Source organism: Gelidibacter mesophilus DSM 14095 (genome assembly GCF_000423005.1).
Classification (GTDB): domain Bacteria; phylum Bacteroidota; class Bacteroidia; order Flavobacteriales; family Flavobacteriaceae; genus Gelidibacter; species Gelidibacter mesophilus.
This window is the reverse complement of the sequence record NZ_AUHD01000019.1, coordinates 1-24,765: the sequence shown is the minus strand read 5'-3', so window position 1 is coordinate 24,765 and position 24,765 is coordinate 1. Positions and strand designations below refer to the sequence as shown.

21 protein-coding genes are annotated in these 24,765 nt (G+C 37.4%); 12 read left to right on the top strand and 9 right to left on the bottom strand.

Features of this window, described 5'->3' with window-relative positions:
• Positions 1–8: 8 nt before the first annotated feature.
• The 7 genes from G525_RS0116430 (at position 9) to G525_RS0116400 (ending at position 8,019) form a co-directional block, all read left to right on the top strand.
• Positions 9–737: a type III pantothenate kinase gene (locus tag G525_RS0116430; protein WP_027127126.1), complete on the top strand. Its 729-nt coding sequence runs from the start codon at positions 9–11 to the stop codon at positions 735–737.
• A complete protein-coding gene (bamG, locus tag G525_RS0116425; RefSeq protein WP_027127125.1) occupies positions 737–2,047 on the top strand; it encodes a BamG family beta-barrel-assembly machinery protein in 1,311 nt (436 codons plus the stop codon). The genes G525_RS0116430 and bamG overlap by 1 nt, the downstream gene beginning before the upstream one ends.
• A 19-nt stretch (positions 2,048–2,066) precedes the next feature.
• A complete protein-coding gene (locus G525_RS0116420) occupies positions 2,067–3,449 on the top strand; it encodes a tetratricopeptide repeat protein (protein WP_027127124.1) in 1,383 nt (460 codons plus the stop codon).
• Complete coding sequence (gene lptC, locus G525_RS0116415) at positions 3,450–4,016, top strand: LPS export ABC transporter periplasmic protein LptC (protein WP_027127123.1); 567 nt, start codon at positions 3,450–3,452, stop codon at positions 4,014–4,016.
• A 152-nt stretch (positions 4,017–4,168) separates the two neighbouring features.
• A complete protein-coding gene (locus G525_RS0116410; protein WP_027127122.1) occupies positions 4,169–4,357 on the top strand; it encodes a hypothetical protein in 189 nt (62 codons plus the stop codon).
• 3 nt (positions 4,358–4,360) lie between these two features.
• Positions 4,361–5,650, top strand: coding sequence for a hemolysin family protein (locus G525_RS0116405; RefSeq protein WP_027127121.1), 1,290 nt, complete (start codon positions 4,361–4,363; stop codon positions 5,648–5,650).
• 221 nt (positions 5,651–5,871) lie between these two features.
• Positions 5,872–8,019, top strand: a complete 2,148-nt coding sequence (locus G525_RS0116400; protein WP_027127120.1) for a peptidylprolyl isomerase — start codon at positions 5,872–5,874, stop codon at positions 8,017–8,019.
• Positions 8,020–8,269: 250 nt separating this feature from the next.
• Here G525_RS0116400 and G525_RS0116395 read toward each other — a convergent pair whose 3' ends face one another.
• Both G525_RS0116395 and G525_RS0116390 read right to left on the bottom strand, forming a co-directional pair.
• The gene (locus tag G525_RS0116395; protein ID WP_027127119.1) at positions 8,270–9,187 is read right to left on the bottom strand and encodes a GYDIA family GHMP kinase; all 918 of its coding nucleotides are present in this window, start codon (positions 9,185–9,187) and stop codon (positions 8,270–8,272) included.
• 76 nt (positions 9,188–9,263) lie between these two features.
• Positions 9,264–10,595 (bottom strand): hydroxymethylglutaryl-CoA reductase, degradative, encoded by a 1,332-nt coding sequence (locus tag G525_RS0116390; protein WP_027127118.1) that lies wholly within the window; start codon positions 10,593–10,595, stop codon positions 9,264–9,266.
• A 149-nt stretch (positions 10,596–10,744) separates the two neighbouring features.
• Here G525_RS0116390 and G525_RS0116385 point away from each other — a divergent pair, with 149 nt between their 5' ends.
• The 5 genes from G525_RS0116385 (at position 10,745) to G525_RS0116365 (ending at position 18,675) form a co-directional block, all read left to right on the top strand.
• On the top strand, positions 10,745–12,913 hold the full coding sequence (locus tag G525_RS0116385; RefSeq protein WP_027127117.1) for a S9 family peptidase: 2,169 nt from the start codon (positions 10,745–10,747) through the stop codon (positions 12,911–12,913).
• Positions 12,914–12,987: 74 nt separating this feature from the next.
• On the top strand, positions 12,988–14,511 hold the full coding sequence (locus G525_RS0116380) for a peptide MFS transporter (RefSeq protein WP_051209991.1): 1,524 nt from the start codon (positions 12,988–12,990) through the stop codon (positions 14,509–14,511).
• Positions 14,512–14,654: 143 nt separating this feature from the next.
• On the top strand, positions 14,655–16,223 hold the full coding sequence (locus G525_RS0116375; protein ID WP_027127115.1) for a peptide MFS transporter: 1,569 nt from the start codon (positions 14,655–14,657) through the stop codon (positions 16,221–16,223).
• A gap of 9 nt (positions 16,224–16,232) precedes the next feature.
• Complete coding sequence (locus tag G525_RS0116370; protein ID WP_027127114.1) at positions 16,233–18,038, top strand: peptide MFS transporter; 1,806 nt, start codon at positions 16,233–16,235, stop codon at positions 18,036–18,038.
• 88 nt (positions 18,039–18,126) lie between these two features.
• Positions 18,127–18,675, top strand: coding sequence for a thioredoxin family protein (locus tag G525_RS0116365; RefSeq protein ID WP_035479973.1), 549 nt, complete (start codon positions 18,127–18,129; stop codon positions 18,673–18,675).
• 161 nt (positions 18,676–18,836) lie between these two features.
• On the opposite strand, the gene G525_RS0116360 is transcribed toward G525_RS0116365, so the two are convergent.
• The 7 genes from G525_RS0116360 to G525_RS0116330 all read right to left on the bottom strand — a co-directional run.
• Positions 18,837–20,879: a ComEC/Rec2 family competence protein gene (locus G525_RS0116360; protein WP_027127112.1), complete on the bottom strand. Its 2,043-nt coding sequence runs from the start codon at positions 20,877–20,879 to the stop codon at positions 18,837–18,839.
• A gap of 25 nt (positions 20,880–20,904) precedes the next feature.
• A complete protein-coding gene (locus tag G525_RS0116355) occupies positions 20,905–21,423 on the bottom strand; it encodes a C40 family peptidase (protein ID WP_027127111.1) in 519 nt (172 codons plus the stop codon).
• Between the two features lie 75 nt (positions 21,424–21,498).
• Positions 21,499–22,095 carry a C40 family peptidase gene (locus G525_RS0116350; protein ID WP_027127110.1) on the bottom strand — a complete coding sequence of 199 codons (597 nt, stop codon included), beginning with the start codon at positions 22,093–22,095 and terminating at the stop codon, positions 21,499–21,501.
• 94 nt (positions 22,096–22,189) lie between these two features.
• Positions 22,190–23,317 (bottom strand): lipid-A-disaccharide synthase, encoded by a 1,128-nt coding sequence (gene lpxB / locus G525_RS0116345; RefSeq protein WP_027127109.1) that lies wholly within the window; start codon positions 23,315–23,317, stop codon positions 22,190–22,192.
• Between the two features lie 52 nt (positions 23,318–23,369).
• The gene (locus tag G525_RS0116340) at positions 23,370–23,654 is read right to left on the bottom strand and encodes a hypothetical protein (protein ID WP_027127108.1); all 285 of its coding nucleotides are present in this window, start codon (positions 23,652–23,654) and stop codon (positions 23,370–23,372) included.
• Complete coding sequence (surE, locus tag G525_RS0116335) at positions 23,647–24,423, bottom strand: 5'/3'-nucleotidase SurE (RefSeq protein WP_027127107.1); 777 nt, start codon at positions 24,421–24,423, stop codon at positions 23,647–23,649. Before surE ends, G525_RS0116340 begins: the two co-directional genes overlap by 8 nt.
• 56 nt (positions 24,424–24,479) lie before the next feature.
• The coding region (locus G525_RS0116330) for a transposase (RefSeq protein ID WP_027127106.1) at positions 24,480–24,765 on the bottom strand (286 nt) is incomplete at its 5' end.

Below are 24,765 nucleotides of genomic sequence, written 5' to 3'. Positions count from 1 at the left end.
ATTGCGCTATGAATTTAATTGTTGACGTAGGTAATACGCTTGTCAAAATTGCTGTTTTTCAAGAAGATAAACTTTTAGAAAAAGTAGTTGTCGAAGTTTCAGGGTTTGAAAATGCCCATAAAAAAATTTTTATAAACTATCCAAAAATTGTTAAATGTATGCTCGCTTCGGTCGGGAGATTGCCAAAAGAGGTGATTATTGACCTTGAGAAAATGCATAAAGTGCTTATTCTGGATGCAAATTTGAATTTTCCATTCCACAATCGCTATAAAACACCAACCACATTGGGTGTGGATAGAATGGCGCTAGTAGCGGCCTCGGTGAAACACTTTCCTAACAATAACACCCTGATAATTGACGCAGGCAGTTGTATCACTTATGATTTTATTGACCATAAAAACGACTATCTAGGAGGTGCAATCTCTCCAGGAGTCCGCTTGCGATATAAGAGTTTGCATAATTTGACGGCCAATCTACCGTTATTATATACGGAGATGCCAAAAAGCAGTATTGGAGACACCACAGAAAGTGCAATTCACTCAGGTGTGGTCAATGGAATAATCAAAGAAATTGATGGCGTCATCGATGAGTATCAAGAAAGATTTTCAGATTTAACAGTTATTTTAACAGGAGGTGATGCCAATTTCTTGTCAAAGCAATTAAAAAATAGCATATTTGCCAACTCGAATTTTCTTTTGGAAGGATTGAACTTTATTTTAGAATATAATACACACTAATGATAAAAAAACTTGTAATAGTTTTCATAATAACTTGCGCAATTCATGTGCAAGCCCAAAACGGCGGCTCACCATCACCTTATTCATATTACGGCATTGGAAGTTTGAAATTTAAGGGAACTGTAGAAAACAGAAGTATGGGAGGTTTAAGTATCTTTATGGACAGCATCCACCTCAATCTTCGTAATCCTGCGGGATACGCCGGTAATAAGCTTAAAGTCTATAATAATGAGAACAGACCCATGAAGTTTACAGTGGGTGGCGGATCAAACAACTTAACCCTTAAGACGGATACAGATACTCAAAAAACTGGGTCTACTACTTTTGATTATATGGCACTTTCAGTGCCTATGGGCAAATTTGGCTTAGGGTTTGGCTTGATGCCTTACACTTCTGTAGGTTACAAATTGGAATCCTTTACCACAACTAATGATTTGGATAAGCGTTACAAGGGTGAGGGCGGATTGAATAAAGCTTTTGTGGGACTGGGATATCAAATTACGCCAAAACTCAGTATTGGTTTTGATGCGAGCTATAATTTTGGAAACATCCAAAATAGTGCACTCCAATTTAGATACCAAGATGGAGATTTAGCGCAATACCAGACCATGGAGAATAACCGCTCAGATTTAAGCGGTGTCAATTTCAATTTTGGAATGAGCTATAAAACTATGGTTACTGATAAATTGCAACTTTCAACTGGTTTGACCTACATGCCAAAAAGCAAAATTACTTCAGAGAATATGCGTGCGTTTTCTACGGTTATTGCCGATCCGAGAACAGAACAAGTGTTGACAGTCAGCGGTGTTGAAGCTGATTTAGAAGCTCAAGGCCTAAAAAAGACAGATTTGACATTGCCTTCCACCTTATCCTTTGGTGCGGGTATTGGAAGACCACAAAAATGGTTTGCTGGTGCTGAATATACATTTCAAAAGACCAGCGAATTTGATAATCCTATTGTCTCCGTTGAAAATTCGGTGTTTGTAGATGCGTCTACAATTGCTCTTGGTGGATTTTATATCCCAAATTATAAGTCCTTCTCAAGATACTGGGAACGCATTGTTTATAGGGCTGGTATGCGATTTGAAAATACAGGATTGGAAATAAATAATCAAACCATTAATGAGTTTGGCATATCTTTTGGAGTTGGGTTGCCAGTTGGAGCCGATTTATTCTCTAATGCCAATATTGGTTTTGAAATTGGAAAGAGAGGAACGACGAAAGAAAATTTAATTCAAGAAAATTTTATGAATTTGCAGATTAGTCTATCTTTGAACGATAGATGGTTCCAAAAACGAAAATATAACTAACACGTATAAATTAAAAACTATGAAAACGAGAGTTACCTTAATCTTAGTCGCTTTGTTCATGAGTTTCAATGTGGGGTTTGCCCAACAGGACGAAGAATGCATGATCAACTTGACTTTAATGAGTGATTATGCTAAAAGTAAGAAGTTTGACGAAGCATATGAGCCATTCATGAAGTTGCGTAACAAATGTCCTAAATTTAATTATGCTATCTATTATTACGGCGATAGAATCTTAAAGGATAAAATTGATAGAGCGTCAGGAACCGAGAAAGTTGATCTTATCAATGATTTGATGAAAGTTTGGGATGAAGGGATTGCTAACTTTCCAAACAAGTATACTGCTGGTGATATTCAACAGGATAAAGCCATGTTGAAATATGACCATAGAGAAGCTTTAGGTTTAAGTAATAAACAAGTGTATGATAACTTTGATGGGCTTTATAAAAACTCTCCTGAAAGTTTCACCAATCCTAAAGGGTTGTACATTTATTTCTCTACCATTGTCGATATGTATGATGCTAAAGAAGTGGAAGTAATTGATGTCTTTAATAAATATGACGATGTCAGCGATAAAATTGGCCAAGAGATTGATAACTACACCCAGAAATTGAACCCGCTTGTTGAAAAAGAAGAAGCAGGAACAGAATTGGACAAAAAGGAGGCACAGTATAAAAAGCAATATGAGAGTTATTTAGAAGCTTATGATAAGATTTCTGGTAGTATCGATAGCAAATTGGGTATTTTGGCCAATTGTGAGGTATTGATTCCATTATATAAAAGAGATTTTGATAAGTTTAAAACGGATGCCGTTTGGTTAAAACGTGCGGTAAGTAGAATGTACAATAAAGAATGTACAGATGATCCGTTATATACCGATTTAGTGAAAGCCTATGATGCATCTTCGCCATCGGCTGATACAAAATTCTTTGTTTACAACTTATTGATGAAACAAGGGAAAGAGAAAGAAGCGAAACCATATTTGGATCAATCGTACGATCTTGAAAAAGATCCTTTGAAAAAATCAAGATTGGCCATGCGCTTTGGTAAGAGTTTGAAATCTCAAGGTAATTATGGTTCGGCTAGAAGTTATTTCCAAAAGTCAGTGGATTTAAATCCATCAAATGGTAGAGCGCATATTGAAATAGCCCAAATGTATGCGGCGAGTGCTAACAATTGTGGAGATACCACGTTTAATAAAAGAGCGGTTTTCTGGTTAGCAGCGAGCGAAGCGAGAAAAGCGGGTAGAGTAGATGCCAATTTAAAATCTTATGCAGAAGGTTTAGCTGCAAATTATGATGGTAAAGCACCTCAAAGAGCAGACATATTTACTGCAGGTAACGGCGGTGAAACCATAAGAATTGGGTGCTGGATTGGCTTAAGTGTTACCGTGCCAAAAATATAAATGACATTTAAATCTTCATATAGTTTATTCAACATAGTCATAGCGTTTGCTATGACTATGTTTTTTTCGTGCAAAAACAACTTTAAAGAAGTGCAGAAAATAGGGGTGTTACAAAATGAACCTATTGGTGTGGCCGAGGATATGAATCTCAAGTATACTGACTCTGGACGCTTAAAAGCGAATTTGTTAAGTCCGAAAATGCTGGATTTTTCCAATCGTGAATTTTCGTATAATGAATTTCCAAATGGGGTTACGTTATATATTTATGATGAGCGCAATAAAAAAAGCACGATCGTTGCTGACTATGCCATTGTTTTTAATGATACCGATTTGATTGATTTAAGAGGCAATGTTCTTATTACAACTGAAACAAAGGACAGTATTTTTGCAGAACAGCTCTTTTATGATCAAAAACGCGATTGGGTGTTTTCTAACAAGCCAGTAAAATATATTTCTCCTTCCAAAATGGTTACAGGAAATGCTTTTGATTCCAATCAGGATTTCAGTAGCTATGGGGTCAGTGAGGTAACGGGTGTACATTATTTTGATGATGACTCTGCTTTGTAACCTTAGATAGGAACGTTGGAAAGTCCTATTAAATCTCTCAAAATCCCGGGATTTGATTTGTTTTCCAATTTCTTTAGTTTATTTCAAAATGAACTAAAAGCTCATGTTCAGATAAATAATTGATTATCTTTGTCGCTAAATTAAAATGACCTATGAAAACGATTCAAAAAGTTATTCAATACGCCTATTTATTCATTGCTGTATTTTTTATCTACGAGTCATATAGATGGTGGAATGAAGATAATGGTAAGGCTATTATGCTTTTGGTATTCGCCCTTCTTGCTATTGGGATGTATTTTTTCAAAAAGCACTTTCGAAACAAAATGAACAACAACCAGTAATGTATGGACAGTAATGCGCTTATCATTATTTTGTCCCTTATTTTATCTGCTTTCTTTTCGGGTATGGAAATTGCCTATGTGTCTTGTAACAAAATTCACATAGAAATTGCTAAGAAGCAAAATGATTTTCTGGCCAAAACGCTAACGAAACTTACCGCAAAACCTTCTAAGTTTATTGCCACCATGCTTATTGGTAACAATATTGCCTTAGTGGTCTACGGTATTTTAATGGGCGATAAATTAGTGGTATGGTTTAAAGATCTGTTGCCAACAGATTATGTTTTTTTGAACTACCTGTTACATGATTTGAGTCTTTTAACGCAAACCATTATTTCTACCTTATTGATTTTGATTACTGCGGAGTTTCTGCCAAAGGTGTTTTTTCAAATCTATGCCAATTCACTCCTTAAAATATTCGCGGTGCCTGCCTATTTTTTTTACGGTCTGTTCTCTTGGGTTTCGGACGTCGTGATTTGGATTTCCAATCTGATTTTGAAGCACTTCTTTAAAACGGGTGGTGAAGATGCGCAATTAGTGATGACTAAAGTGGAATTGGGGAATTATATCAGCGAGCAAATGGAATCTGTTGAAGAACATGACGAGCTAGATAGTGAAATACAGATTTTTCAGAATGCCCTTGATTTTTCGGAGGTTAAGGCAAGAGAGGTTATGTTACCTCGAACTGAGATTATTGCCGTTGACATAAGTGATTCGATAAAAAACCTGAATGCGCTGTTCACTTCTTCTGGTTTGTCCAAAATTTTGGTTTATAAAGATACTGTAGATGATATTGTGGGGTATGTCCATTCCTTTGATCTATTTAAAAAACCAAAGGACATTAAATCTGTAGTTATGGGGGTTGAGTTTGTACCTGAAACCATGTTGGTCAAGGATGTGTTGAACATCCTGACCAAAAAAAGAAAAAGTATTTCTGTGGTTATTGATGAATACGGCGGAACTTCTGGGATCATAACCTTAGAGGATATTATTGAGGAATTATTTGGTGAGATTGAAGATGAGCACGATACTATGGAATTGATTGAAGAGAAACTTGATGATGACAACTATAAGTTTTCAGCGCGCTTGGAAGTGGACTATATTAATGAGGTCTATAAGTTAAACCTTCCGGAGGGTGAAAATTACGAAACTCTGGGAGGTTTGATCGTGGATGAAACTGAAGAAATTCCACAGGTGAATGATCTGATCCAAATTGAAAACTATCTTTTTACTATTTTGGAGGTCTCTACTACAAAAATCAATCTCGTATCGCTCAAAGTGCTTGATGAGGACTAATAGTCTGCAAGCACTCTCAGTTCACGTTTATCTTACACCAGTCATCCGTCTCTTCTTCATAAATCTCTGAATCATTGCTTTTCCATCTGTGTCCAGCACCAATAAATCTCAGGCCTACGACAAACAATTCACTATTAATTTAATAAAATAGAAATCTACTTTTATTATTAGATAGAAATTGGTATTTTCGCGCACTTATATTTTCTAACTTATACAATAAAATGGCAGTTTTAAATAAAATTAGACAACGTTCTATTTTCCTCATTGTAATTATTGCATTGGCCTTATTCGCTTTTGTACTTTCTGACTTATTCAGAAACAGTGCTGATTTGGGAAGCTCACAAGATACCATTGCCACCATTAATGGTAATGATATTGGTCGTGAAGGATTTATGAATCAAGTTGAAAACATGCAACGTCAAATGGGCCCTGGTGCCACGAGTACGCAAACTATGAACAGAGTTTGGGATCAAGAGGTGAGACGTGCGGTAATGGAAAACCAGTTTGATGGCTTAGGTCTTTCTGTAGAAAAGGAGCAAATGAGAAATCTTTTGAGAAATAACTTTGCTGAATTTCCTGAATTTACCAATGAAGCGGGCATTTTTGATGAAAATAGATTGAATGAATTTATCGCAAATTTAAAAGTAATTGCACCTGAAAGAGCACCACTTGGAAATTTCCAAATCAATTACGCGGAATGGGTCAATAATGAAGCGGCTATTGCGGTTGGTGCAAAAGAACAAACCTATTTTAATCTTGTTAAGGCGGGTGTTGGAGCAACGCTTTCTGAAGCTGAAGTAGAATATGCGATGGAAAGCGCGAATGTTGATGTGAAATTTGTAAATGTACCTTATGCTTCAATCTCAGATAGCTTGGTTAAGGTCTCTAAATCTGAAATTTCAGATTATATCAACAAACATAAAACCAAATTTGAAGCAGAGGCTTCAAGAGATATTCAATTTGTGCAATTTACAGAGGCTGCTTCATTAGCAGACGAGAAAGCTGTAAAAGAAAATGTTGCTGCTTTGTTAAATACTAAAGTGGAATACAATGAAGTGTCTAAATTGAATGATACCATTATTGGATTGAAGTCAACAAATGATATTGAAGGTTTTATCAACGCTAATTCTGACATAAAGTATACGGATAGTTATGTCGCCAAATCAGGATTGCCAGATGTGGCTCAAGACTCTATCTTTAAACTTAGTGTAGGACAGTATTATGGTCCATACAAACACAATAATATGTTTAAGATCACTAAAGTGGTTCAAGAAAGATATATGCCAGACTCTGTTAAGGCAAGACACTTGCTGATTCCTTTTGTGGGTTCTCGTGCAGCAGATGCAGAAACTACCCAAACAGAGGCGCAAGCAAAAGTTACTGCGGATAGTTTGATGGATGTGATTAAAAAGAACCGTTCAAAATTTGTGGACTTGCTGGATTTTTCAATCGATAAGGTCAGTAACGAAAAAGAAGGTGTTTTAGACTGGTACGCTTACAATTCTATGGTTCCTGAATTTAGAGATTATACTTTTGAAAATAATAAAGGTGACATTGGCGTGGTGAAAACTGATTTTGGTTTTCACGTGATCGAAATCTTAGATCAAAAAGACAAAACACGTATGCTTAAAGTGGCGACGTTAGCTCAAAAAATCGAGCCTTCTGAAACTACAATTGATGATGTCTTCAATAGAACCTCAAGATTTGAAATTGCACTTCAAGACAAAGATTTTCAAGATGTCGCAAAAGAAAATGATGTGGTTGTTAGACCAGTTAATAATATCAAAGAACTTGATGAAAACATCCCAGGATTGGGAAGTCAGAGAGCTATTGTCCGTTGGGCTTTTGACAAAGGCACAAAGGTTGGAGATTACAAGCGTTTCTCAATTCCTGGTATAGGTTATGCTGTTGTTCAAGTATCAAGTGTTAACAAAAAAGGATTAATGACTCCAGAAGCTGCATCAGCTTCAGTTATTCCTGAAATTAGAAAAGAGAAGAAAGCAAAAATGATCCGTGAGAAAATCTCTGCATCAACAGTGGATGCCGTAGCACAAAGTCAAAATGTTTCAGTATCTACCGCAAGTGCTGTCAATATGAAGAACCCAACACTTTCAGGTGCTGGATTGGAGCCTAAAGTAGTAGGAACAGCTTTCGGATTAAAAGAAGGTGAAACCTCAAAATTGATCGATGGTAATAAAGGCGTGTTTATGGTTGAAGTGACCAAAAAGACAGCTGCTCCAAAATTGGATAACTATCAGGCGATTGCCAATAGATTGAATTCATCTCAAATGAATACTGCTCAAATGAAAGCTTACGAAGCCCTAAAAGATGCTGCAGATATTGTGGATAATAGAGCTACATTTTACTAGGAGTTTTTTATATACATTTAAAAAAAGAGGTCTTAAATTTTAAGGTCTCTTTTTTTGTGTGATCACACCTAGTCTCAATATGCCGAAAATGATAGCATTAAATTTTAACTAAAGTCTGTCGTCATAAACTTTGCCTTTTTTATTCCATATACATTGGCATTCTTTTTTTAAAGGATTAACGCTTCTTAATTATGCACGCGCTTTTGGTCTTTATTCCAGCAGCGAAGCAGTCTTAGTTCTCGATTCCCATCTAAAGCAAAACCATTTCCCCATAGCTGATGATTGTGTCGAATCCTTTTCTTTTAAAATAAGCCTCTGGATTCTCATCGGATGCCGCCAAAACAAAATCACCTCCCCAAGCCCCAAGACTTTTAACGCTGCCCTTAAAGTCCTTAAATAGCATTTCCTTTACAGGTTGTTGTTTGATGATGCTAGAGATAATAGTTTCGTGGCTTTGCATTAAAAACTGAAACGTTTCCAGAGTTGTACAGCTGATCATGTCATTGGTAATGGCATTGATTTCAGAAAGGGCCAGATTCATATTGCTTTTATTTTTTCTGTAGGCTGCAATCCCATCTCTACTGTTCTGTTTTTTATTAAGAAAAACAAAGTACAAGTCCTCTTTAAACTCCGGGTTGAAATCTGTTTCAATGATGGTCCGCTTGTTATTTTCAAGCTGATAAACAATGGGAGCATTATGTTTCGCGCAGGCAATATCATAGCCGCTACCTCCAAAAGTATTTGCTAGCAATACATAAGGATCAATATTTGCCCATTGCGCCATATTATTGATCAACGTTGAAGAAGTGCCCAGGCCCCAATTTCTAGGAAAATCGAGTTGCGTTGAGACTTTTATCCCAGTCTCTCCATTTAAGAATGTGGGATGTTGCTTTTTTGCTGCATTGAGAATTTCCATAAGCCGGTCAATTAGAGGATCGTTTTTTGCAGATGCACCTATAAATCCATCTCTCAAGATAAGGTTGGCCTCTAACCATAAATTTCCCGCATTGTCGTAACTATTCCAATTTAAATTGCCGCCTTTATAGGGTTCAACCGTTAACGATTGACCGTATTTAGTAGGGATGGCTAGTGCATGTGCCCCATCTAAAACAAGATATTCTCCGGTAATCAGTAATTTTCCGTTGCTATAGAATTTTTGAGAGTTCAAAGTTTTAACCGTTGGTATTTAAGGTGTTGGCTCCATTAACAAAGTGAGCTTGTTTTTTTCTCGGACAATGTAAATCTTAATTTTCAGACGCCAACATTCTTAATTTGCTGAGGGCTTTTTCAACCGCGCTGTGCGTTACTGTGTTGTTTTTGAAATACGTTACCATTGTTTCTTTTTCGCTAGCTGTGGCATGGAGCTGATTCAGCATATTCATCAAGTGCATTTTCATATGACCTTCCTGAATTCCCGTGGTGGTTAAAGAACGTAAAGCAGCAAAGTTTTGCGCCAAACCAGCAGCGGCCACAATTTGCATGAGTTCTTTGGCACTAGGTTGGCCTAACATTTCTAGAGCAACTTTTACCAAAGGGTGTAAATTGGTCAATCCACCAACGGTACCCAGAGCCAACGGAATTTCCATCCAAAATTTAAAGATGCCATCTTCTATTTCGGCATGAGACAAGCTGCTATAGGTGCCATTTCTTGACGCATAAGCATGTGCCCCGGCTTCAATGGCCCTAAAATCATTTCCCGTGGCAAGCACAACGGCATCAATACCGTTCATGATACCTTTATTGTGGGTCACAGCCCTATAAGGTTCTATCTCGGCAATTTTAACCGCACGCACAAATTTATGTGCGAACTCGTCAGAAGATTTAGAGGGATTATCGCTTAAATCCTCAACCGGACAAGAAACTTCAACTCTAACCAAGCAATCTGGGACAAAATTGGACAAAATACTCATCACAATTTGGATGTAGCTTTCTGATTCCGAAAATTCATCAAAGTGAAGCGCTTCCGATTTAAAGGTTTTCGCGAATTGCTCCAAGCACGAATTGATGAAATTGGCGCCCATGGCATCCAAGGTTTCAAAAGTAGCATGCAACTGGTAATAATTCTCCAGATCGGAGGTTTTGTCCTTTAGCTCTATTTCCAAAGTGCCGCCGCCACGTTTTTCCATGCTTTTGGTGATGTTTTTGGTGTCTTCAATAAGTTTTGGTTTAACGAATTTGAAAAAGGCATTCAATTTGTCAACATCTCCGCTGTATATAAAATGTACTTGACCAATTTTTGTGGTCGAAATGACTTCAGTTTTAAATCCGCCACGATCCAGCCAAAATTTAGCCGCCTTACTCGCTGCAGCAACCACTGAGCTTTCTTCAATGGCCATCGGTATGGTATATAGTCTGCCGTTAATTAGGAAATTGGGCGCTACGCCAAATGGCAGGTAATAATTGGAAATCGTGTTTTCAATAAACTCATCATGTAACTGCTGTAGTTTCTGATCATCGTTCCAATATTGTTTTATGGCTTGCTTTGCAGCATTTGCATCGCTGAAATAGGTAGCGGCAATCCATTCTATTTTATCTGATTTTGAGAGTTTGGAGAAACCTTTAATGGGTTTGATCATGAGCTATTGTTTAGAAAAACAAAGATACTATACTTCACTTTAATAAATAGTCACAATTGCTGGCTTTACGTTTTTAACTATTAAAGGTTAGTGTTTTTGCATTATTTTTAGTAAACTTGACAGCATTTTGAAAAAACTAAAAATCCCTAATGAAGTATTTGAAAAGTTCCTTGTTTATCTGTTTTTTGGTAACCGCTTTAGGCTCAGCTCAAACTAAGGAAATTACGCTAGATGCCATCTGGAATGGCACCTTTAGAACCCAAGGAATGCAGTCTTTACATTCCATGAATAATGGCAAACAGTATTCTGTACTGAACTATGAAAAGGGTTCGACAGCCATTGATGTTTACGATTATAAAACCTTGTCAAAAGTTGAAACTTTGGTGAGTTCTTCTGATTTGGATGACCTCAAGGGGTTTTCGGACTATACTTTTAGCAAGGATGAAAGTAAAATCATTTTGGCTACTGAAGTGGAATCTATTTTTCGTCGTTCAACGTTAGGTGTCTTTTATGTTTATGACACCAAATCCAAGGCGTTGATTAAAATTGCTGATGAAAAAATACAAGAGCCAACCTTATCTCCAAACGGAAGAAAGGTAGCCTATGGGTTCAGTAATAACCTTTTTATTAAGGATTTTGATACAAATCAAACAACGCAAATAACTTTTGATGGTAAAAAGAATGAAATCATCAACGGTATTACGGACTGGGTTTATGAGGAGGAATTTGCATTTGTTCGTGCTTTCGAATGGAATGCTGATGGCACTTATTTAGCGTTTATAAAGTTTGATGAAACAAATGTTCCTGAATTTTCAATGGATATTTACGGTGAGGACTTATATCCACACCAATCCGTTTTTAAATATCCTAAAGCGGGTGAGGCCAATGCAATTGTATCACTTCACATATATGATATAACATCGAAAAAAATCAATGATGTAAAGGTTTCAAAACCCTATTCTGATTTCTATATCCCACGTATCGAATGGACCAATGACGCCAACGTGCTCAGCGCCCAATATACGAACAGACATCAAAATGAACTCGATTTATGGATGATTAAGGCCAAATCAATGAGTTCTGATCTTATCCTTGCCGAAAAAGATAAGGCTTATATTGACGTAACCGATAACTTGACGTTTCTAAAGGATAATAGCTTTATTTGGACTTCAGAAATGGATGGCTACAATCATATTTATCACTATTCGAATTACGGAAAATTGATCAATCAGGTCACTAAAGGCCCTTGGGAGGTCACAAATTATTACGGGTTTGACGAGAAAAACAATATTGTATTCTATCAATCTGTTGAAAACGGATCTATTAATAGAGATGTTTATTCCATCAACATCAACGGAAAGAATAAATCGCGACTCACTCAGAAGGAAGGCACTAATTCAGCCGATTTTAGCACTGATTTTACCTATTTCATCAATACCTTCTCTAACGCTACAACACCTCCAGAATATACCTTACATACTGCAAAGGACGGAAAGCTGGTTAAGGGGATTAAGGATAATAAAGCCTCAGCTCAGAATTTAAAAGCTTATCATCTTCCAACCAAGGAATTCAGTACCATTTCGGTCAATGGAAATGATTTGAACATGTGGACCATCAAACCAAACAACTTCGATCCTCAAAAGCAATACCCTGTTTTGATGTACCAATATTCTGGTCCAGGATCGCAGTCTGTGGCCAACACCTGGAATTCAGCTAATGATTATTGGTATTATCATCTTGCCGCCCAAGGAACTATTGTGGTGTGTATTGATGGGAGAGGTACGGGGTACAAGGGTGCTGAATTCAAAAAGGTAACCCAAAAGGAACTGGGCAAGTATGAAGTAGAAGATCAAATTCAAGCCGCACGGCAATTGGGGCAAATGGATTTTGTAGATGCGTCCCGTATCGGGATTTGGGGTTGGAGTTATGGCGGATTTATGAGCAGTAATGCCTTGTTTAAAGGTAATGAGGTCTTTAAAATGGCCATTGCTGTGGCGCCGGTAACCAGTTGGCGGTTTTATGACAGCATTTATACAGAGCGTTATATGACCACGCCACAGGAAAATCCGTCAGGTTATGATGAGAATTCTCCCATCCAACATGTAGATAAATTAAAAGGCAATTTCTTGCTGATCCATGGGTCTGCCGATGATAATGTGCATGTTCAGAATACGATGCGCATGGTAGAAGCCTTAATTCAAGCCAATAAACAGTTTGAATGGATGATCTACCCAGATGACAATCACGGTATTTATGGAGGCAATACGAGGCTTCATTTGTACACCAAAATGACTAACTATATTAAAGAAAATTTATAATAAAAGAATTTATGAACCAAGAGAAAGATACAGCGTTAATCAGTCATCTCCATAAACAAGGCATTGACGACAGTATGGTTATGGGGCATCCGGCAGGATTGTTCATCCTTTTCTTTACTGAAATGTGGGAGCGTTTTAGCTATTACGGAATGCGTGCTCTGTTAACAGTGTTTTTAATTACTGAAATAAGTAAAGAAGGTTGGGGATGGACTAGTGGAGAAGCGCTGCAGTTGTATTCTTGGTATACTGGATTGGTGTATTTGACACCCCTCATTGGTGGTATTATTGCTGATAAAATTACGGGGTTTAGAAAGGCTATTTTATTGGGCGCCTTAATCATGACTTTGGGGCATGCTTCCATGGCTTTTGAAATGATCAACCCTATGTTTTTTTATATTGGACTCGCCTTTATGATTTTAGGAAACGGGTTGTTTAAACCGAACATTTCATCTATGGTTGGGCAATTGTATCCTGATAACAGTACTAAAAAGGATGCCGGATACACTATCTTCTATATGGGAATTAATGCAGGGGCATTTTTAGGAATGCTGTTGTGCGGGTATATTGGAGAGAAAGTAGGATGGCATTACGGTTTTGGATTGGCAGGTGTGTTTATGTTATTCGGGATGTTGCAATTTTATTTTGGACAGAAAATTTTCGGTCTTATAGGAAAGGAACCGATAAAAAAAGATGTGTATACGGTTGAGAAAATTGAAGATGAAATTGTCGAGGAAGAAACAGCTGCTCATATTGTAAGAGATCGATTAGTTGTGGTAGGGGTGTTGATGGTAGCGAGTATATTTTTCTTTTTTGCTTTTGAACAAGCGGGAGGGTCTATGACTGTTTTTGCAAAAAATTATACACAGCGAATATTGGATGGTAATGCCGGAACCATATTTAAATGGGTGGATGCGATTTTGACAATTTTTCCAATTTTAATCGTTTCTTATGTGCTTTTCGGTCTTGGAAAGAGAATTTTTAAGAAGTATCCTCTAACCATCATATTTACCGCAATTTCATTTGCGATTATCTGGGTTTTGGGAATTTGGAAGATCAATAGAGAATTTGGTCTAGAGGAAACCGAGGTGACCGTTTCTTGGTTTCAAATTTTAAACTCCTTTTTTATCATTACACTAGCCTCTTCCTTCAGTAAAATTTGGGAAAAGGTCTGGAACCCTTCCGGTCCTGTCAAATTTGCAATGGGCTTGGCCTTAGTAGGTGTAGGATTTGTAGTGTTGTCTATTGGAGCAAATAGTATTCCGCAGGGCGCAGAAACAGCAGCAGTAAGTATGATCTGGTTGATATTGGCCTATTTCTTCCATACCATGGGAGAATTGTGCTTGTCACCTGTAGGCTTGTCCTATGTCTCTAAATTATCTCCAAAGCGCTTGGCGGGTCTTTTATTTGGACTTTGGTTTACGGCATCGGCGATTGCCAACTTTATTGCGGGGCAAACGGGATCATATATTGATAAAATATCAGAGACCTATTCAATGTCTACATTTTTCTTAATTATTGCAGCTATACCAATTTTTGCGGCGGTTGTATTGTTAATCTTGAATCCGAAGTTAAAGAAAATGATGCACGGCATTCATTAATTTTAATATGTTGAATCATTAAAAAAGCTTTTAGCGCTGACTGATTTGACAGAATTTTTTTTTGAAAATGGAAATCGTGTAAGCGTTGAAGTTAAAGACGTTAACTCCTATAAGTATTAAATAAACTAACTAAATCTAGATATATGTCGAGTACTGCAGCAATTCAACCGAGTCAAAGAGAACTTTGGGGTCATCCTATCGGGCTTTACATCCTATTCTTCACAGAAATGTGGGAGCGTTTCTCTTACTACGGTATGAGAGCCTTATTAACACTTTATTTGGTTCAAAAAACGACTGCTGATAATCCGGGACTTGGTTGGTTAGACTCACAATCTATTATGCTTTATGGCTGGTATACCATGTTGGTTTATGTCATGTCCATTCCTGGAGGAATGATTGCTGATAAACTGCTGGGTCAGAAAAAAGCAGTTTTATATGGTGCCTTGATATTGGTGGCAGGTCATGGGATTTTGGCTTTTGACCAAATGTGGGCCTTCTATACCGGTTTGGCTCTTATAATCTTGGGCGTTGGTTTACTTAAGCCCAATATTTCTACTATGGTAGGCGGACTTTATAGAGAAGGCGATATTAGACGCGATAAAGGATTTAGCATCTTTTACATTGGGATTAATTTAGGATCCTTGCTTGCAACCTTTATCGTAGGTTATGTTGGAGAGGAAATTGGGTGGCATTATGGTTTTGGCCTTGCAGGTATTGCCATGCTTTTTGGTTTGGCGGTGTATTTATATGGTCAGAGGTTTTTGGTGCATGTAGGTAACAAACCGACAGTTGCCGAAATGAAGGAGGATGTGTCATTGGTGCAATTGTTCTCCAATCTATTCCAATCGCCATTACAACTAGGCATTGTAGTATTGATCTGTGCTTATGCTGTTTATGCAGGGTTTACCTATGATGGTATAGATAATTGGGGGTACACCGCTCTTTATATTTTCATTGCCTTAGTAGCTGGAGTGATGATGATGATTTATAAAAACTTGAACACTCAAATACTGAAAGATCGATTTTTGGTGCTGTTACTCTCCTTTCTTATCGTTATTGTGTTTTGGGGTGCTTTTGAACAGGCTGGAGGTTTAATGAGTATTTACACCAAACAAAACACCGACAGAATGTTGTTTGGATGGGAAATTCCTGCCACTTGGTTCCAAGGCTTAAATGCGGCGTTTATTATTATTTTTGCCACACTTGTTGCAGCCTATTGGGCAAAACGAAAACTAAAGGGTAAGGAAGCGTCATCTCTATTCAAAATGGCCATTGGAACGATGATCATGGGGTTAGGTTTTGTATTTATGATCTTTGCGGCCAAAGAATATAACACCAATGGAAGTTCAGCCATGTACTGGTTGGTATTTGCCTATCTATTTCATACGATTGGTGAGCTGTGTTCTTCACCAGTAGCCTTATCGTTTATTACCAAATTGGCACCAGTTAAATACGCCTCATTAATGATGGGTGTTTATTTTGCGGCCACGGGCTTGGGAAATAAAGTAGCGGGTATTTTGGGCGAAAATGCTTCAGAATATGGTGAATATGCGGTCTTTTCTGGAATTACAATTTTCACGGTTCTTGTTGGAATCTTAGTGCTTGCCATGTTAAAACCTTTAAAACGATTAACGCATGGAGCTGAGGATAATGAAAGAGAAATAAAAGAGCAGGAGAAGTTTGAATTGGGAGATCAAGAACTAAACAACTAACAACAGGTTATGAATACTGATATTGAAAATCTTTTTAAAGACACCGTACTTGGGCATCCAGTAGGATTATTTATTCTTTTTTTCACGGAGATGTGGGAACGTTTTTCCTTTTACGGCATGCGTATCCTCCTCATTTTGTTTTTAACCGCACCCATGATGAGTGACAACCCTGGGTGGGATTGGCCTCGTGAACATGCCTTGGCATTAATTGGTACCTACGCTTCACTGTTATATTTAACGCCTATTATTGGTGGATGGATAGCTGATAAATGGACAGGCTATCGCATAGCTGTGGTGATTGGTTGTGTTATTATGACGCTTGGACACGCTGCTATGGCCCTCGAAACGACATTTTCGTTTTACTTAGGTTTGGCTTTATTAGTGCTTGGAACTGGATTTTTTAAGCCAAATATTACATCAATCATTTCTGAGATGTATAAAAGTAGGGAGTCTAAAAAAGATGGGGCATACACTATTTTCTACATGGGTGTGAATGCAGGAGCCTTTTTTGGGATGATGCTTTGTGGGTATTTAGCTGAAAATTACGGGTGGGCATACGGTTTTGGACTTGCCGGAATTTTTATGCTTTTAGGGATGCTACAGTTTTTATTGGCACATAAAATCTTCGGAAAAGTAGGAGCCGCGCCATCTAAGAAAATTGATGTCGTTTTACATGAAGGTGAAGACACTTCTGATCCAAATGTTGTTAAGGAAGAAATTGAAGCGGCTATTAAGTTGAATCCTTTTACAACATTTGATAAGATTCTTATAGCACTTTCATCTATTGGTGGACTTCTTTATTTGTTTAATGATCCTTTAGAAAAAATTGGTGAAAAAAGTTTAACGCCTTTTACCGTTTCTTTACCGTTTGAATGGGGAGAAATGAGCGGATCAAACGTTATTGTTATTGGAGCATTAGTGCTCTTCTTAGTTTTGCTGATAATGCGTATCTCCCGCTATATTCCTATTGTTAGAGATCGTCTTGTTGCCGTTTCCATTTTTGCGTTGTTCACCGTTTTCTTTTTTGCTTTCTTTGAACAATCCCTTGGCTCAATGACCTTGTTTGCCAGTGATTATACCAACAGAGATTTGGTAGGCAGTACCGCCACAATATTTAAAATTGTTGATGGATTATTAACAACCATCCCTTTGATCATTATTACATATGTGATCGTTTTGATTTTTAAAAAGACATTTACCAAAATTGGTGCTTCAAATATTATGTTGGCCATCGCTTTTCTTGGCTTATGGATTCTCGTAGTGTATCGTATTTATGACAAATCCTTCTCTGAAGAACTGAAAGTTGATGCTACTTGGTTCGGTATTTTGAACTCCTTCTTTATAATCACTCTGGCGCCGATTTTCTCTAAATGGTGGGAAAGCAAATACAATCCGAGTGCCGCTATAAAATATGCCATTGGATTGGTCTTGTTGGGGGTAGGATTTGCAGTGTTATCTTATGGGGCTTCAGATATCCCTTCAGGAGCTCAAACGGCCTCTGTAAGCATGATATTCTTGATTTTGGCCTACTTGTTCCACACCATGGGAGAGCTTTGTTTATCACCATTAGGATTATCCTATTTAAGTAAATTGGTGCCTGCACGGATGATTGGTTTTATGTTTGGAGTGTGGTACTTGGCAATTGCTGTCGGACAGAAGTTGGCGAATACAATGGGAGGAATGATCGATAAAATTTCAGAAGAATACTCTTTGGGTACCTTCTTCTTGATTTTTGCTGTGGTGCCTATTGCTGTTGGCCTTGTCTCCATGATTTTAAATCCTGTTCTGAAAAAATTGATGCACGGCGTCAGATAATTTAGAAATTTGTTAAAGAAACGTCAAAAGCCGCACTTTTGGAGCGTTTTTTGTAGTTTCAACTTAGATTTGCAAAAAAAAATATCACATGAAAAAATTAGGATTGGTAATGGTATTGGTGGCTTCAATGTCTTTCAATACTATCGCACAAGAAATAAACTGGGTCAGTTTTGAAGAAGCCTTGAAACTTCAGAAAAAAAATCCAAAAAAAATTATGATGGACGTTTATACCAACTGGTGTGGTCCATGTAAGATGTTAGATAAAAACACTTTCCAGAATCCGGATGTTGCCAAATATGTAAACGATAATTATTACGCTGTAAAGTTTGATGCTGAAGGCAACGAGAAAATCAACTATAAAGGCAATACCTATGCTAACAAAGGCTATAAAGCTGAAATGGCTAGTCGTAGAAATAGTGTCCATGATTTAACCCATGCCCTTCAAGTAAATGCCTATCCTACAATTGTCTTTTTTGATGAGAACGCTGATGTCATTACCCCAGTTAGAGGCTATCAAAATCCGCAACAATTGGAGTTATATCTTAAGATGTTCCTAAAGGACAAACACAAGGAAATGAAAACTCAAGAGGATTTTAATGCATTTTATTCCGCATTTAAACCAGCATTTAAGGGGTAGGTCCTTAGAATAAGCAGACTTTATAATAGGTTATATTTTCAGCGTCCTCTTAAAAATATATAAAATCCCTTTTACTGTTCAGTAGAAAGGATTTTTTGATTTATGTATTTGCGCTTCGTTGGGCTCAGTTATATAAGGGGGAAATAGAACTAAGCCTACATTCAGTCATTCTTTAACACAAAAGCGCCCTCCTTACTTGTTAAATGGAATGGGACATCTTTTTTTATACAAGTAGCTTCCCAACGTTGTATATAACTTTTGAAATTACTGCCATCTGCAATAATTAATTCCGGCCTCACGGAATCCAACATACGAGATAGGTTGATTTTTGGCGAATTTCTTAAAATTACATACTCAGGATGTAACTCTGGTACTCTATAGATTCCTAAACTGTCAATCACCAAAAATTTCTTATCGTGAAATAGGTAGAGGTTTTGCAAAGTGTCTTCCTGTACTGAACTAACTGAATTCCCGACTTTGTAATTTCTGAGGATATGATCTTTGATAACACTCATGCTGTCAAGATTATGCGAAACAGTTAAAGACGTGTTCGTTTTTAGTCCAATCACGCTAAATCTACTCTTGTGAAAGACAATCAACTCATCTGTTTGATTCTTCTGCTTTTCGAAAATCAAAACCATCTGAAGTATTAAAATAGATACCATCGTCGCAGTGAGTCTTCTGAAATTTGGTTTTTTATATAGCGAAAACAAGCTTATGATCATTAGATAGGAAGTCAGTACTTGTAGGATGCTAAAGGAGATATCATGGAAGATAAACTTCTCTTGAAGAGCAACCCAACGTACAAAACTATTCATCATGCTGATCATGCTGCCGTACAAGTCTGCTATCCAATAAGGGAGAATATTCAATACTGCCATCAGTATCACGAGAATGCCCATGCCTAGAATAAGTCCTAAAACAGGAATAATGACCAGGTTTGAAACAAAGAACAACCCTGGGAATTGATGGAAGTAAAACAAACTAATGGGCATAACGCCAATTTGAGCGGCCATAGTAATGGTGAAAATTTCCCATAATTTCTTAACCGGTTTGAATTTTGGTTGCCATAATTTTACTAAATGCGGTTGCATACTCACAATTGCAAACACCGCTGAATAGCTCATCTGAAACCCAACATCAAATAGAAATAAGGGTTTGAACAGCAAGAGGAAAAACATGGAGATAGCCAAAGTGTTATAGATGTTGGAAGGCCGCTTCAAATTGATGCCAATAGCTACAATGCTGAACATTGTGACTGCTCTGGTCACTGATGCCGACAATCCGGCTACAACTGCAAAACTCCATAGAAAGATCACAATTAGCACCGTTTTTAGGATTCTGCCATGTCTAAAATATTCTAAAGGTTTAAACAGTGAACTCAGCAGATATAAAATTATACCAACATGAAGTCCGGAAACTGCGAGAATATGAATGGCTCCTGCTTTGGAATAGCTGTCCAATATATCATTACTAATATCTTGACGCTGTCCCAATAACAACGCATTAATTAGCGCTAATTCATCTGGTCTAAAATTGTAGCGCTTTAATTCTTTGTTGATTCGGGTTCTAAGTTGGGCAGCGTACCCCAAAAGTGTATGAACTTCAGATGAAACTTTTAGAAGTTTTGAGTGATCTACAAATAGTTGGTGATAAACATATTGGTTTTCTAGATATGCTTTATAATCAAATTGATAGGGATTCAGCTTAGAGTTTAAATCACGTAGAGGCCCTGCCGCAACAAGAATGTCATCCACTTTATGAGCAGCAAAAACACTATCCTTCTTAACATTTAAAAGAATCTTGCCTCTATGAACTTGATTGTTTATTTTGAGAATTTCAACACGATATTTTTCGTAATTAGTCCCAGGTTTGAGCACTTCCCTAATCTGGAAGGTTACCGTTTTTATGGAGTCTAATTTGAGGTCCTTCCGTTGGGCGTAATGATGCTTGAAATCTTTTTGATCATGCCATTGATACGTTAAGCTGCCAATAGCGATAAATGTAAAAAAAGTCAGAATACTAAAGCCTAAAGACTTGACCAGACGCTTGTTTTCAATTTTGAGAACGGCCCAAAGACTAAGAATAAAGCTGAATGTTATGAGTAAGGTATGGCCTTTGGGAAAGTTAGTATAATGCGCAAAAAGAATGCCTGCAATGAGGCATAAGGTAATTTTGATGAGCGCAAAATCGAGTAACTTCATAAATCTAAGTTACTAAAAATAAGGTCTATAAAACACGTCTTGCCTGTACGAAGGCAAAATACCAATATTTTTCTGCCATATTTGAAATCATTACGCCGCTACTGGTGCTAGCATGTATGAATTCTACAAACCCATCTCTTGCGGTCGTGACAATTCCGACGTGGTTGACCTTTCTACTATTTTTTCTGGTGGCAAAAAATAATAGATCGCCTTTTGATACTTTTTTAAGGTCTACCCATTCACCTGTCACTGATAGATCGCCAGTAGTTCTTGGCAAAGGAATGTTTTCACTATCAAACGAAGTGACTATTAATCCAGAACAATCCATTCCTTTTTTAGTAGTACCACCATATTTATATCTCACCCCATCAAACTGCAGTGCGTAATCCACTACTTTATCGGCTTTTGGGTCAGAAGTCGAAGAAGAGGCTCTTGATCTTTTATCAATTTTGGTAGTCTTGGTTTTAGTATTGGAGCTTCTTTTGGAGGATTTACAGCTGCTAAATGCAATAAGTAAAAGAAGGAGTAGGGCAATCTTTTTCATTGGTTAAAAGGAAATTTTTTATAAAAATATCAATTTATTGTAACTTTCAGCAAAAAGCTAGCTGTTTAATTGGTGTTATATAACACGTCTTGCTTTGATGAAGGCAAAATGCCAATATTTTTCGGCCATGTTAGAAACTATAACGCCACTACTGGTACTAGCATGGATAAACTCCACAAAACCATCTCTTGCCGTCGTAACAATTCCTACATGGCTAATGGTCTTGCTGTTCCTGCGTGTCGCAAAGAATAAAAGATCGCCCTTGTCAACATCTTTTAGATCCACTGAATTCCCCGTAAGTGCTATCTCTCTAGAGGATCTAGGTAATGAAATGTTTTCACTGTTAAACGTGGTGACTACCAAACCCGAGCAATCCATGCCCTCTTTTGTAGTGCCACCGCGTTTGTATTTTACGCCATCAAATGCAAACGCATAATCAACAATGCGGGTAGCGCGTGATTCGACGGGTTTTGGAATTTCTACCAGCGAATGTAAATCTAAAGAGTTGAATTCAATAGTCTTGGCGGCAATGGTAAGGATAGGAGCCAAACTAAGATTTATTGGATGTGATTCAACTTTTGCGGTTGGAGAGGTGATGGTCGCACTGTTTTTTGCGGATTTGCAACTGCTAAAGCCAATCGCTACAAGAAGAAGTAAAGCACTGTTTTTCATAAGGCCAAATATAGATGTATTGCGATATTGTTGCAATAACTAAGTGTGCTTTAAACGCTGATTGGATTTTGAAAGTATAAAATTCAAGAAACAGTTACTGTGTTTTATGTTTTTTAACGTCTTCGTAAATCAATTTTGCTGTTTTTTCGCTGGCTCCTTTGCCACCTAATTTTTTTTCCAGTTCAAAATACTGCATAAATAATTCTTCCCTTTTTTCGGGTTGGAGAATTTTTTGCAATTCTGTTCTGAGTCGTCTGGAATTAAAATCATCCTGAATCAATTCGGTGACCACAGGTTGATCCATGATTAAATTGACGAGGGAGATATATTGGAGCTTGATCACGCGTTTTGCAATATGGTAAGACAACCAACTTCCTTTATAACAAACCACTTCTGGGACTTTAAACAGGGCAGTTTCTAAGGTTGCAGTGCCTGAGGTAACTAAGGCTGCAGTAGCCAAGCTCAAAAGATCGTAGGTCATATTATTTACAAACGACACATTTTCTTTTTTTATAAAATTGCTATAAAATTCATAATCCTGACTCGGTGCACCTGCGATGACAAATTGATAGTCTTCAAAATCCTTTACCACGCTCAGCATTACTTCGAGCATTTTTCGTATTTCTTGCTTTCTGCTCCCAGGAAGTAAGGCGATTATTGGTTTATCTGATAGTGCCCGTTTTGCTCTGAACTGGTATTCGCTTACTTGATTGCGGTCAGCAATGGCGTCGATTAGAGGATGGCCAACAAATTCAACGGGATAGTTATGTTTGTCTTCATAAAATGATTTTTCAAATGGAAGGATGACATACATTTTATCAACATCACGTTTTATGGCATGAATCCTGTTTTCTTTCCAGGCCCAAATTTGAGGCGAAATATAATAATGTGTTCTATAATGCTTTTCTTTGGCCCATTTGGCAATTCGTAAATTAAAACCAGGATAGTCGATAAAGATGATAACGTCAGGATCGTATTCTTCAATATCTAGTTTGCAAAAGCTGAGATTTTTGGTAATGGTTCTCAAATTCATGACCACTTCTAAAAAACCCATAAAAGCCAAATCGCGGTAATGTTTTACAAGCGTAGGACTGACCGCTTCCATTAAATCGCCTCCCCAAAACCTAAATTGAGCGTTGACATCTTGCTTTTGCAAGGCTTTCATAAGATTGGCACCATGGAGATCCCCAGAGGCTTCGCCAGCAATGATGTAATATTTCATTTTATATGAATCGGAGTTTAGTAATCGAAAACAGTTGGAACAGTATTTGTTTTTATCTGTAATTTAATAAAAATGTCACAATCGTTACTGCAATCGTTGCGAAAATAACGCCCCTGGCGCGATAATCGCGTTTTATTCTTATAAACAAGAAAAAAACCACAAGATTAAGTAAGGCACCCATGCTGATTAATTTGCTAAAGAACCCCTGTGCTAAGGACTGTTTAAATGCGGTACCAATATCTTCGCCATTTCCAAAAACAAGAATGGCAATGATAAAACCAAGCGTATTGGCAATCAGACCTACTATAAAACCGATGAATAATTCTTTTTTAATCATTTAAATTCCAAGTGTTTAAATTTTGAATACAATGGTGGGCGGTCAAATCAAACTGAACGGGCACTAAAGAAACATAACCATGCTCCAAAGCCCATTCATCAGTATCTTCACCTTCATCTAAATTTACAAATTTTCCAGCGAGCCAATAATAGTCGCGACCGTTTGGATTTTGACGTTTATCAAATTCTTCTTCCCAATTGGCTTTAGCTTGTCTGCATACTTTAATGCCTTTTATATCTTCTTTGGGCAAATTTGGGATATTCACATTTAAGACGACGCCTTTGGGAAGTCCGTTTTTCAGGACGTTTTCGGTAATTGTTTTTACAAAACCTTTACAGGCCTCAAAATTTGCACCCCAATTATAATCACATAATGAAAAGCCTATAGCGGGAATGCCTTCAATGCCAGCTTCCAAAGCAGCACTCATGGTGCCGGAGTAAATGACGTTTATGGAGGAGTTGGATCCATGATTGATACCAGAAACACAAATATCCGGGCGTCTGTCCAAAATTTGTTTTACGGCTAATTTAACGCAATCAGCGGGTGTGCCAGAACAGCTATATTCAATTTGTTTATTGTCGTCAATTTCAACGTTTTCCACATAAAGTGTCGAATTGACAGTAATCGCATGGCCCATACCGCTTTGTGGGCTGTCAGGTGCCACTACAACGACGTCGCCAATAGTATTCATGACTTCAATTAATGTGCGCAATCCCGGAGCGGTAATCCCATCGTCATTAGTCACTAATATCAGTGGTTTCTTATTCATTCTGAAAACTTATTTAGAGTGCTAAAATACATAAATTAGACGTCAGAGGTCAGTAGTTAGTTGCTTATTAATTCTGTCTGATATATTTTGTCTCTTTGCACCATTTTCACAATAAGATTGTTGAATATTGTGGCTTTGCTCTGTGAGCGGTTTATTCTAAAACAAAACTCATTAAAATACCTGTTTAGATTGTCAGGACTTACCCAGGAATAGGTTGTTCTTATCCAAGATTTGACCTGGTGTATCATTGTATGGAGCGCTTTAAAATTTAATCCCTTGTTACTTTCTATTTGTTTGATGTTGTAGGCTTTTGCAATGGGCCTGTAACCTCTCCATTTATCC